Genomic DNA, 12174 nt, shown 5'->3' on the forward strand with positions numbered 1-12174 from the left:
AGCGCCAATCAATGTAATCAGTTTGTTGTCATTTCTTCTGTGATCATGACGACAAAATGAAAACGTTTACACTCTGTTACATTGAAACTTTATATTTATTTTTCAAATACATATAAATAAAAATCAGATTTGAGACTCAATCTTTCCCACAGCATTGAGGCTAGTCGTTACTGGTCTGTTGTCAAAATGGCGCACTGGCTCGACAGTCGTCTCAATAGCTGGCTTAACGGAGAGTGCAGCCCCAACGGTAACGACGCTCGAGCAGTTGATACTCGGGACGCACGCTCTGGCTCCAGGAGTCATCCCCGCCCACCCCCATGTGGGCGCCATCGAGACAGACCCACAGCCCCTCTTCGGCCACCAGATCGCTCTGGTGACGAGCAGCGGCCAGCTGTTGCTGACTGAAGCGGCTGGCACTGAAATGGAAGCTGCCGTTCACCGTCGTGCTGCCCAACTGCAACTGGCGGGTATCGCAGCGCAAGCCGTTGTCACTCGGGAAAATGTAAGGGGTATGCATGGCCTCCAGCGGCAGGCTCCAGCGCCCCAGATCGGCGCCCAGCAGGCGATCCGGATAGTTCTCGTGAGGGCCGCGTCCCAACCATTCGGCTCGCGCCGGTACCTCGGCCAGATGAAGCAGCAGGCCGATCCGCGGCAGCGACGGCAGCACCTGTGCCAGCTCGGTCTCTATCTCGAGGCTCATAGCGCCATCGTCGGTAAAGTGATGATGCCAGTGACTCACCAGCAGCAGCTCATCACGGTGGAAGTAGCCATGGCTGACCCGGATATCCCCTCCGGCGACCGCGATCCCCAGACAGCGGTGCTGCCACTGACCGAGGCCACAGCCCTGCCAGCGAGCAATCCAGGAGTTGGGGTCGGCGTGATCCGCTTCGCTGGTGCCGATGTCGTTGTCGAGCGGCGCTCGGTAGAAGTGATCCATGATCGGCGCCAGCAACTGCTCCTGCCCCGATTTTTGCCAACTGGTGATGCGGCCGCTCTGCTTGTCGAGCCGCCACTGGTTGTTTGCGGCGGTGATCCGCCAGCCATCCGGCTGCTCGCTCAGGGTGGCGGCAGCGACCGGCGCTGGCAGGGCAAGGGGAGTCGGCAGGGTGAACTGCTGACGGGCGACCTTGTGATCTGCCTGCGACCAAGGGGTGGCCTGCGGCTGAACGATGGCCAGATCGAGCCAGGCCAGTGAGCCTGCCGCAAAGGGGGGCAGCCTCTCGCTCAGGGTCAACTCGACCACCCCTTGCGGCACCAGCATGAGGGAAACCTCCCCCTGCTGCTGCACATGACCGTTCTCGCACAGCTGCCAGCAAAGCCGCTCGTTGTCGGTTTCCCGAAACAGGTATTCACTCTCGATCCGCACCCGCAGCGGGGTGTGCTCAAGCAGAGTGAAGCGGAACGGCTGCTGGGCACGCTTCGCCTCGCACAGGGCGGGATGGGGAGTGCGATCCGGGAACAGCAGGCCGTTGCAGCAGAACTGGCGATCGTTTTGCACATCACCAAAATCGCCGCCATAGCCCCAGTAGTGGCGACCATCGGCGGTGTATTTGTCGAGCCCCTGATCGACCCAATCCCAGACAAAGCCGCCCTGCAGACGTGGATGATCGCGAAACGCCTGCCAGTAGTGGGCGTAGCCCCCCAGACTGTTGCCCATGGCATGGGCGTACTCGCAGAGGATCAACGGCCGGTGCTCGCCGGGCAGGCCGATCCACTTGGCCAGCGCCCACTTGGGCACCGCCGGGAAGGGCTGATCCTGATGGGTTCTGGCATACATGGGGCAGATGATGTCGGTCGCCGGGGTATCGGCCCCGCCCCCCTCGTACTGCACCGGACGGCTCGGGTCGCTGCGCTTGATCCAGCCATACATGGCATCGTGGGCCGGGCCGTAACCCGACTCGTTGCCCAGCGACCAGATGATGATCGAGGGGTGGTTGAAATCCCGTGCCACCATGCGGGTGGCCCGCTCCAGAAAGGCGTTGCTCCAGGCAGGATCCCGCGCCAGCCGCCCCATGGGGGTCATGCCGTGAGTCTCCAGATTCGCCTCGTCCACCACATAGAGACCGAGCCGATCGCAGAGGCGATAGAAATCGGGGTGGTTGGGATAGTGGGAACAGCGCACCGCATTGAAGTTGTGCCGCTTCATCAGCAGCAGATCCCGCTCCATGGTGGCGCGATCGATGGCATAACCCTTGGCGGGATGGTGTTCATGACGGTTGGCACCACGAATAAGCAGCGGCTGACCGTTGACCCGCAGCAGGCCACCACGGATCTCCACCACCCGAAAGCCCACATCGCACGCCTCGCTCTCGATGGCCTGGCCCTGCTCGTCCAGCAGGGTCAGGGTCAGGCGATAGAGATGGGGCGTCTCGGCGCTCCACTTGCGCGGCGCAACCACGTCGAGCCAGAACTCGGCGCGATCGTCATATGCCCCTTTCTCATCAATGGCTTGGGTGCCGATCGGCTGGCGCAGGGTCGCGACCCGCTCGCTACCGTCATAGAGATTGGCCTCTACCGACAGACCGGCCCCATTGGCGACTTGCAGGGCAATCTTGAGACGGCCATCCCGATAGCAGGCATCCAGCTCGGGGGTCACCCGCATATCCATCAGATGGCGGGACGGTTTGTGCAACAGGCTGACGGAGCGGAAGATCCCCGACAGCCACCACATATCCTGATCTTCCAGATAGGATCCGTCGGACCAGCGCAGCACCAGCACCGCCAACCGGTTGCGACCGGCTTGCAGATAAGGAGTCAAATCAAACTCGGCGGGCAGCCGGCTGTCCTGGGAGTAACCGACCCAGCGGCCGTTGCAGAACAGGTGGAAGGCGCTGCTCACCCCGTCAAAGATGATCCGGCTCTGACCGCTGGCCAGCCAGTCGGCGGGCAGTTCGAACTCGCGGGAGTAGCAGCCAGTAGGATTGTCTGCCGGCACTCGCGGTGGATCGCAAGGAAAGGGGTACTTGATATTGGTGTAGATGGGGCCATCAGTGAGCGGCCGCGCAGCCGGATAGGCGGCATCCAGCTGCCAGTTGCCCGGCACGGTAATGGGAGTGGCATCAACCAGATCCTGCGCCAGCCAGCTCTCGGGCACCAATTCGGGAGCGGCAAAGAAGGAGAAGCGCCACTCGCCATCAAGCAAGAGACGGGAGGAAGAGGCCAGATCACCCCTGGCATCCGCTTCGCTGCGCCAGCTGAACATGGGGGTATGGGCAGCCAGACGGTTTACCGACGTAATAGCCTGAGTCTGCCAATCCTGACGCGCCACTATCTCCCTGAGCATTCACTCTCTCCCTGCTGATTGGAAAACGTATTCAGTCTAGAGAAGTATGACGCAGGGAACGGCGATCTCGCTCACACAGATGTAAACGATTACACTGATTTTGTTAAGTAAAGCGGAGTAAAAATGATTAAAAATAGGTAAAACAATAACCGTGCAAGAAACGGCCCCGAACTGGGCCGCAAAAGGGGGCTATCCGGCCCGAACCGGTGCCACCGAGTGGCGATTGATCAGGGTGGGGGTATAGATCCGGCTCTGGGTCGCGTCACTCTCCCCCGCCGCCAGCTGAATGGCCAGCTTGGCCGCCTGGGCCGCCATCAACTCGATGGGATAGCGCATGGTGGAGAGCTTGGGGCGCAAATATCTGGCATAGATGATGTCATCGAAGCCCACTACCGAAACCTCCTCCGGCACTCGCAGGCCGTTGTCCGCCAGCACAGAGATGGCGCCAGCCGCCATGGCATCGTTATAGGCCACCACGGCGGTCACCTTGAGCCCCTTGGCCAGCAGGTTGAGCATGGCACGCTCCCCCCCCTCCTCGTTCGGCGTGCCGCTCTCGATAAGCTCGGGATCGGCTGCCAGACCCGCCTCCATCAGCCCATCCTGATAACCCTGCAAACGCAAGGTGGCATCCTCGATGGCGTGATCCGAGCTGATAAAGGCGATATGGCGGTGACCCAGTTCGATCAAGTGGCGAGTCGCCGTAGCCGCACCCAACCGGTTGTTGAGGGCGATGCAGCGCCCCTTGAGGGCCGGAATATCGCGGTTGATCAGCACCATACCGGGCACCCGCATGGCGTAATCGTACAGCTCCTCGTCGCTCAGCGCCTTGCTGTGCACCACCAGCGCCTCGCAGCGCTTGCCGATCAGCAGCTCGATCGCTTCACGCTCCTGACGCGCCTTGTGAAAACCGTTACCCATCAGCAGGTGAAGGTTCTGCTCGACGGCCACGCCGGAGACCCCCTTCACCAGTGCACCGAAGAAGGGATCGGCCACGTCACCGACCACCACCCCCATGGTGTCGCAAGTCTGGCTCACCAGTGCCCGCGCGTTGGCGTTGGGAGTGTAGCCCAGTTCGGCCATGGCCTTCTGCACCACTTCGCGAGACGCGGCGCTGGCCTTGGGGGAGTTGTTCATCACCCGTGAAACCGTTGCCACTGACACATTGGCCAAACGGGCGACATCCTTGATGGTGCTCATACTGTTTTCACTTATTTCACTGTGCAATAGAGCGCCATTATACCCAGCAAACCCATTGAAAACAGAGGTGAAACGCATATCTGCCGTCAGGATGACCACAGAAACAGTGTAATCGTTTACACTATTTTGCAAGCAAGCTCACAGTTTGGTCGCCACACCCTCGGCTAGACTCCTTCCAGACACTTTTCAGTGGAGAGCAAGATGAACGTTCTGGTCACCGGCGGTTGCGGATATATCGGCAGCCACACCTGTCTGGCCCTGCAAGCGGCAGGCATGAATCCCGTGGTGGTCGACAACCTCTGCAACAGCAAGCGCAGCGTATTGACTCGAGTCGCGGCTATCAGCGGCCAGCAACCCGTGTTCTATCAAGGAGATATTCGCGATGCCGCCCTGCTGGACCGGATCTTCGCCGAACAGCAGATCGATGCAGTGATCCACTTTGCCGCCCTCAAGGCGGTCGGTGAGTCGACCCGCATTCCACTGGATTACTACGAAAACAACCTCGGCGGCACCCTCACCCTGCTGCAGGCGATGAAGCGGGCCAATGTGCACAATCTGGTGTTCAGCTCCTCGGCCACCGTCTATGGCGATCCCGCCAGCCTGCCGATCCGCGAGGATTTCCCTCGCAGCGCCACCAACCCTTACGGGCGATCCAAGCTGATCATCGAGGAGATCCTCGAAGATCTGCAGCTGGCCGAGCCCCACTGGAGCATGACCCTGCTGCGTTACTTCAATCCGGTCGGCGCCCACGAATCGGGCACCATGGGTGAAGACCCGCAAGGGATCCCCAACAACCTGATGCCCTATATCACCCAGGTCGCCATCGGCCGTCGCAACTGCCTGTCGGTCTTTGGAAACGATTACCCCACCCCGGACGGCACCGGCGTGCGCGACTACATCCACGTGATGGATCTCGCCGAGGGGCATGTCAAGGCACTGCAACACTGTGCCGGCAAGGGTGGCGTGCATACCTACAACCTGGGTACCGGCCAGGGCCAGAGCGTGTTGCAGCTGGTCGCCGCTTTCTCTGCCGCCTGTGGCAAGCCGCTGCCATTTCGCATCGAACCGCGCCGCCCGGGCGACATCGCCGCCTGCTGGGCCGATCCGGCCAAGGCGCAGCGTGAGCTGGGCTGGCAGGCGACCCGCAACATCGACGCCATGTGCGCCGACAGCTGGCGCTGGCAATCCGCCAATCCGAACGGTTACGAAGAGTAGGTCTGCCTGCTCCCCGGTAATAAACGACTTTATTTTTCAATACCTTATTCAGGAGAGATGATGTTCAACCCCGTCGATCATCCCCATCGCCGCTTCAACCCGCTGACCGGCCAGTATGTGCTGGTCTCCCCCCACCGGGCCAAACGCCCCTGGCAGGGACAGGTGGAGAAGGTGAGTCAGGCCCCCAAACAGGCCCACGATCCCGACTGCTTCCTCTGCGCTGGCAACACCCGGGTCACCGGCGACATCAACCCCGACTACAAGGGCACCTTCGTCTTTACCAACGACTTCGCTGCTCTGATGCAGGATACCCCGGCCGCCGATAGCGCCAGCGATCCCCTGCTGAAACTGGAGGCCGCCCGCGGCACCAGCCGGGTCATCTGCTTCTCGCCGGATCACGGCAAGACCCTGCCCGAGCTGCCGCTGCCCGCCATCGAGGGGGTGATCACCACCTGGATGGATCAGGTCGCCGAGCTGTCGGCCCAGTGGCAGTGGGTGCAGGTCTTTGAAAACAAAGGGGCAGTCATGGGCTGCTCTAACCCGCACCCCCACGGCCAGATCTGGGGCAGCGATTTCCTGCCCAACGAGATCGCCCGCGAAGAGCAGCACCAGCGCGACTGGCTGGCTGAGCATGGCCGCCCCATGCTGCTGGAGTATGTGGAGCGGGAGCTGGCGGATCGCTCGCGCATCGTGGTAGAGACCGAGCACTGGCTTGCCGTCGTCCCCTTCTGGGCCGCCTGGCCGTTCGAAACCCTACTGCTGCCCAAGGCGCACGTCACCTCCATGCTCAATCTGACCAAGGCCCAGCAACAGGATCTGGCGGTAGCGCTCAAGGCGCTCACCAGCCGCTACGACAACCTGTTCGAGTGCAGCTTCCCCTACTCCATGGGCTGGCACTTTGCACCACCCAAGTCGGATTGCCCCGAGGCCTGGCAGCTGCACGCCCACTTCTATCCGCCCCTGCTGCGCTCCGCTACCGTGCGCAAATTCATGGTGGGCTTCGAGATGCTGGCCGAAACCCAGCGCGACCTTACCCCCGAGCAGGCCGCCGAGCGACTGCGCGCCCTGAGCCCCATTCACTACAACCAGACCAGCCACACCAATGAGGAGGCCCTATGACCCCCAGCCAACGCGTCAGCACCGTTTTTGCCGAGCAATTTGCCAAAGCGCCCGATCTGCTGGTGCGCGCCCCCGGTCGCGTCAACCTCATCGGTGAACATACCGACTACAACGACGGCTTCGTGCTGCCCTGCGCCATCGACTACGAGACCTGCGTCGCCATCGGCCTGCGCGATGACCGGCAAGTGCAGGTGATCGCCGCCGACTACGACAACCAGCGCGACCAGTTCGACCTCGACCAGCCCATCGAGCACCACCCCAGCCAACGCTGGAGCGACTACATCCGCGGCGTGGTGAAGTATCTGCAGGAGCGCGGTTATGCCCTGCGCGGCCTCGATCTGGTGGTCTCCGGCAACGTGCCGCAGGGGGCGGGGCTCTCCTCCTCTGCCTCGCTGGAAGTAGCCATCGGTCAGGCATTCAAAGAAGCGCTGGGGCTCGATATCAGCCAGGCCGAGATCGCCCTCAACGGCCAGCAGGCGGAGAACAAGTTCGTCGGCTGCAACTGCGGCATCATGGATCAGATGATCTCCGCCAGCGGCAAAACGGATCATGCCCTGCTGCTCGACTGCCGCTCGCTGGAGACCCGCCTCATCCCCATGCCGGCGGATCTGGCGGTGCTGATCGTCAACTCCAATGTGCGCCGCGGTCTGGTGGACAGCGAATACAATACCCGTCGTCAGCAGTGCGAAGCGGCCGCCCGTCACTACGGGGTCAAGGCGCTGCGCGACCTCGATCTGGCCGGACTGGAAGCGGGCAAAGCCGGGCTGGATGATGCTTGCTATCGTCGTGCCCGCCACATCGTCGGGGAAAATGCCCGCACCCTGGCGGCGGCCGATGCACTGGCAAGCCACGATCTGACCCGACTCGGCGAGCTGATGGCCGAGTCGCACGCCGCCATGCGCGATGACTTCGAGATCACAGTGCCCGCCATCGACGGTCTGGTGGAGATCATCAAGGCCAGGATCGGCACAGATGGTGGCGTGCGGATGACAGGTGGCGGCTTCGGCGGCTGCGTGGTCGCCCTGCTGCGCCCGGAGAAAGTGGCCGAGGTGATTGCCGCCGTCGAGGCGGAGTATCCGGCCATCTCGGGCCTCAAGGCCGACTGCTACGTCTGCTCTGCCAGCGCCGGTGCAGGCAAGCTATGAGCAGCGCCATGACCCCGTTCGAGCTGGAAAATGAAGAGGGGCTGCGGCTGCGCGGCCTCGACTTCGGCGCCACCCTCACCTCCCTCACCCTGCCGGTGGCGGGCAAACGGCGTGAAGTGCTGCTGGGCTGTGCCGACGACGCCTATCCCACCCAGCAGGTGTGGCTGGGTGCGGTGGCCGGGCGTTTCGCCAACCGCATCGGCGGTGCCGAGCTGGTGCGTGATGGAGAGCGCTGGCCGCTGAATGCCAATCAGGCACCCAACTGTCTTCACGGCGGGCAGGCTGGCTTTCATCGCCAGCGCTGGCAAATCAGGGAGCTGGAGGCGGATCGGGTCAAGCTGGCGCTGCTCTCCCGGGCGGGGGATCAGGGCTTTCCCGGCAATCTGCGGGTCACCCTGGAGTACCGGCTGGAGCAGAACGATCTGGTGGTGGATTTCATCGCCAGCACGGATGCCACAACTCCGGTCAGCCTCACCAGCCACGCCTACTTCAATCTCGATGGGCAAACCGATGGCGGCGATATCCGTGACCACCTCATCAGCATCAATGCCGACCACTTCCTGCCGACCGACCCGAACGGTTTGCCGATCACCATCACCCCGGTGGAGGGGCCATTCGATCTGCGCCAAGAGCGCCTGATTGGCCAGAATTGGCTGAACCATCCCCAGCAGCAACAGGCCAAGGGGTACGATCACGCCTTTGTGCTCAACGGCCCAACGCAAGAGTGGGCTGCTCGTGTGGTATCAGGGGACAGGCAGCTGGCGATGGAAGTCTATACCAACCAGCCCTCGCTGCAGTTCTACACCGGAAACTGGCTGGCCAACACCCCAAACCGCAGCGGCCTGTCGCACCGGGATCACGACGGCTTCTGTCTTGAGGCGCAACAGCTACCGGACAGCCCCAATCGCCCCGAGCTGGGCAACCCCTGGCTGCTGCCTGGCGAGCGTTATCACCACCAGACCCGCTACCGCTTTATCCGCGACTAACTTAAAGAATTCATGATTTTTACATAGCCTCAGCAGTCACAATCGAGCAAGATATGCCGCCCCGAGACCCTTTCGGGGCGTTTTTACATCAACGAAGTTAAGGATTGTTTGTTCGATGACTGACACTTATAGCCTGCTGGTCGCCTTTATTCTGGGCGTCGTCGAGGGGCTGACCGAGTTCCTCCCCGTCTCCTCCACCGGCCACATGATTATCGTCGGCCATCTGCTGGGCTTTGAAGGGCCCAAGGCTGCCACTTTCGAAGTGGTGATCCAGCTTGGCTCCATCCTCGCCGTGGTCGCCGTCTTCTGGCGCCGCCTGTTTGGCCTGATTGGCATCCACTTCGGCCAGAAGCCGGAACCGGGCCATGCCACCCTGTCGCTGATCCACGTCATCCTCGGCATGCTGCCCGCCATCGTGGTCGGTCTGGCCATCCACAGCTGGATCAAGGCCAACCTGTTTGGCCCGCAGACCGTCATGTACGCGCTGGTCGCGGGGGGCATCCTGCTGATCATCGCCGAGAAGTTCCGCCCGGCCGTCACAGCCGAAACCCTGGATGACATCAGCTACAAGCAGGCGTTCGGCATCGGTCTGTTCCAGTGTCTGGCCCTGTGGCCCGGCTTCTCCCGCTCCGGCGCCACCATCAGTGGTGGCATGCTGATGGGGATCAGTCGTCACGCCGCCGCCGAGTTCTCCTTCATCATGGCGGTGCCCATGATGGTGGCGGCTAGCGGGCTTGATCTCTACAAGAGCCGCGATTTCCTCTCGATGGCCGACTTCCCGATGTTTGCAGTGGGCTTTATCACCGCCTTCGTGGTAGCGATGTTTGCGATCAAGACCTTCCTGACATTGATCCGCCGCATCGACTTCATCCCGTTCGCCATCTACCGCTTTATCGTGGCATTCGCCGTCTATCTGGTGTTTGTCGCCTGACCGGCAGCCTGCAATGAAATGACAAAAGGGACCTATATGGTCCCTTTTTCTATGACATCATGGTGCTCAGTAGAGGTGCTGGCTGATGCCGTTCAGCAGCCGCGACAGCCCTTTGGTGAACTGCACCGGCGCATCCTGCACCGTGTAGCAGAGGCAGCCATCGGGCGTATGCGGGCTGTGGGAGTGGCTGGCATCGCGCCAGATGAAATCTCCCGCCTTGTAAAGGGTATCGCCATCCTGAATATTGCCAGCCAGCAGCAGGGTCAGCTCATAGCCCTGATGGGTGTGCTCGGGGATGCGACCGCCCGCCTCGATATGGAGCAAACTGGCGCGCGCCCCCATCTCGTCCAGCGGCAGACTCTGCTGACTAATGGCCCCGATATGGCGCCACTTGGGCGAACGGTAGCGGGCCAACACCCGTGGCAAGCGGTAGGCGTGACCGGCTACCTCCAGCTCGCCGTGCTGCGTTCGGGGCTGGTCATGTGTTGGCTCGGAGAGGGGCTCTGCCAGCGGCTGCGCCAGAATATCCGCCAGCATGGCGTCGAATCCGGCGTCCAGTCCCACTTCATCGCGGGAGTCCAGCTCGGGCTCTGCCGGCGAGGCAAGATATTGCTGCGCCAGCTCCTCTTCGAATGTCTTCAGTCGGGCAGCACAATCGGGGCAGAGTTCACAGTGAGCGGAGAGCCCCACCGCCAGCGGCAGAGGGAGCTCGTCGGCGGCGAAGGCACGCAGCATAGGGTCGGTCGGATGGGCTTTAATCATGGCCTTGCTCCACTTGCTCTTTCAGTTTCTGTAACGCCAACCGGAGGCGGGACTTGATGGTGCCGAGCGGCACGCCGAGTCGCTCCGCCAACTCCTGCTGGGAGAACTCCTGCAGATAGATGCCGCGCACCACCTGCTGTTGCGGCTCCGGCAGGGTGCCCAGATAATGGGCCATCTGACGGGTCAGCACCGCATCCTCCCCCCCGCTCAGATGCTCCTCTTCGGCCTGAAACTCCAGCACCGGCCACAGCTCCTCGGCACAGAGATCCTCCTTGCTGGCGCGACGACGGCGCAGCATGTCGAAGCACTGGTTGCGCATCACGGTGTAGATCCAGGTGGTCGGCGCCCCCTTCTCGGGGTGGTAGAGACGCGCCTTCTGCCACACCAGCAGCATGGTCTCCTGCACCAGCTCCATGGCGTTGGCTTCGCTGCCGAGGTGGCGCAGGCCGTAGCTGCGAATACGCGGCGCAAAGTGTTGGAACAGGCGGGCAAAAGCAGCCTTGTCGGCCTGCTCTGCCACCCTGATCAGCAGAGATTTGAGGTCGCCATCCGGGTTATCCATCACGGGCGAGGTCCTGCGTATGGTCGAGTGTGGTTGGCCAGTATATGCCATTGCGCCATCCCTTTGGTGTGCTGTCGAACATGCTGTGGTGATGACTTGTACGGCGCTGCGGCGCTGGCGGATCAGCGGGTCAGAAAAAATCAGTGGCTGGCCACCAGTACCCCCTTGAGCAGGGCGATGGCGGGCTGATTGTCGGCAGCGGCCAGCAACAACTGCTTCTGTTCAGGGGGGATCGGCAGCACCTCCAGCCAGCGCTGGGCCACCCAGTTGCCATCGTCCCAGCGGGGGGCGGGATAGAGGGCGGCGTAGTCGGGATAGTCGGTAAACACCTCCCGCAACGCCTCGACCAGCGGCTGCTGATCGGGATGGAGCCGGCGGGGCGGCCAGGCCGTCAGCGGCGTCACCTCGCCGATACGCAGGCCATCCTGCTCCTGCCACAGATCCTCTATCTGCACCCGCTCCATCCCCTGTACCGTGATCCCCAGCATGCCGTCCGGCAACCGGTCGAAATCGATGATGGTGACCCGGGTGGCGATGGGCAGCATGTTGCGCAGGGCGTCGGGCTGACGAGGGTCCACCATGCAGAGGGCAAAGCCGGACTCCCCCGCCTCGGCGATCATCCGCTGGTATCTCGGTTCGAAGATCCGCAGCGGCATGATGCCGCCGGGCAGCAGGTGGGCAGATAGGGGAAACAGCGCCAGTCGCATCGCAAACTCCTCGGTTGGGAACCTCTGTTGATACGCCGGGCCAGAGGGAGGAGATCATTCCCGTCAGCGGAAAGGAAAAACCCTTAACAATCAGGGGAAAATAGCCTGGACAAGCCGCTTCGATATGCAGTAGAAATGGATAAGCACCATAATTTCCGTCCAATATTCTGGAATATGGCGCCAAACGCAGTGAAATATCCGCCCGACAGCGAGCGGCGGGTCATCCCTATAGTTTTCTCGGGCCGATGCGGGTAAAATTCACGCCCT

The 12174-nt window shown here is 62.0% G+C and carries 10 protein-coding genes; 5 read left to right on the forward strand and 5 right to left on the reverse strand.

What is annotated here, in order from left to right:
* Positions 1–223: 223 nt before the first annotated feature.
* The gene (locus tag I6L47_RS13185; protein WP_216947579.1) at positions 224–3283 is read right to left on the reverse strand and encodes a beta-galactosidase; all 3060 of its coding nucleotides are present in this window, start codon (positions 3281–3283) and stop codon (positions 224–226) included.
* A 189-nt stretch (positions 3284–3472) separates the two neighbouring features.
* Positions 3473–4480, reverse strand: coding sequence for a substrate-binding domain-containing protein (locus tag I6L47_RS13190; protein WP_005356970.1), 1008 nt, complete (start codon positions 4478–4480; stop codon positions 3473–3475).
* Between the two features lie 201 nt (positions 4481–4681).
* Between I6L47_RS13190 and galE the strand changes: the two genes are divergently transcribed.
* The 5 genes from galE (at position 4682) to bacA (ending at position 9876) form a co-directional block, all read left to right on the forward strand.
* A complete protein-coding gene (galE, locus tag I6L47_RS13195) occupies positions 4682–5695 on the forward strand; it encodes a UDP-glucose 4-epimerase GalE (protein WP_216947580.1) in 1014 nt (337 codons plus the stop codon).
* A gap of 60 nt (positions 5696–5755) precedes the next feature.
* Positions 5756–6814, forward strand: a complete 1059-nt coding sequence (locus tag I6L47_RS13200; RefSeq protein ID WP_216949356.1) for a UDP-glucose--hexose-1-phosphate uridylyltransferase — start codon at positions 5756–5758, stop codon at positions 6812–6814.
* Positions 6811–7959, forward strand: a complete 1149-nt coding sequence (galK, locus tag I6L47_RS13205; RefSeq protein WP_216947581.1) for a galactokinase — start codon at positions 6811–6813, stop codon at positions 7957–7959. The genes I6L47_RS13200 and galK overlap by 4 nt, the downstream gene beginning before the upstream one ends.
* Positions 7956–8945, forward strand: coding sequence for a galactose-1-epimerase (galM, locus tag I6L47_RS13210; protein ID WP_216947582.1), 990 nt, complete (start codon positions 7956–7958; stop codon positions 8943–8945). Before galK ends, galM begins: the two co-directional genes overlap by 4 nt.
* A 115-nt stretch (positions 8946–9060) precedes the next feature.
* Positions 9061–9876 (forward strand): undecaprenyl-diphosphate phosphatase, encoded by an 816-nt coding sequence (gene bacA / locus I6L47_RS13215; protein WP_159142725.1) that lies wholly within the window; start codon positions 9061–9063, stop codon positions 9874–9876.
* A gap of 66 nt (positions 9877–9942) precedes the next feature.
* Here the strand turns inward: bacA and I6L47_RS13220 are convergent, their stop codons facing one another.
* The 3 genes from I6L47_RS13220 to I6L47_RS13230 form a co-directional block, all read right to left on the reverse strand.
* Entirely contained in the window at positions 9943–10638 is a 696-nt protein-coding gene (locus tag I6L47_RS13220; RefSeq protein WP_216947583.1) for a ChrR family anti-sigma-E factor, read from the reverse strand.
* Positions 10631–11200, reverse strand: a complete 570-nt coding sequence (locus tag I6L47_RS13225; protein WP_005355542.1) for a sigma-70 family RNA polymerase sigma factor — start codon at positions 11198–11200, stop codon at positions 10631–10633. Before I6L47_RS13225 ends, I6L47_RS13220 begins: the two co-directional genes overlap by 8 nt.
* Before the next feature lie 140 nt (positions 11201–11340).
* Entirely contained in the window at positions 11341–11907 is a 567-nt protein-coding gene (locus I6L47_RS13230; RefSeq protein WP_139733598.1) for an LON peptidase substrate-binding domain-containing protein, read from the reverse strand.
* Positions 11908–12174: the final 267 nt, after the last annotated feature.

The organism is Aeromonas sp. FDAARGOS 1417 (assembly GCF_019046985.1).
GTDB classification, from domain to species: Bacteria; Pseudomonadota; Gammaproteobacteria; order Enterobacterales; family Aeromonadaceae; genus Aeromonas; species Aeromonas veronii.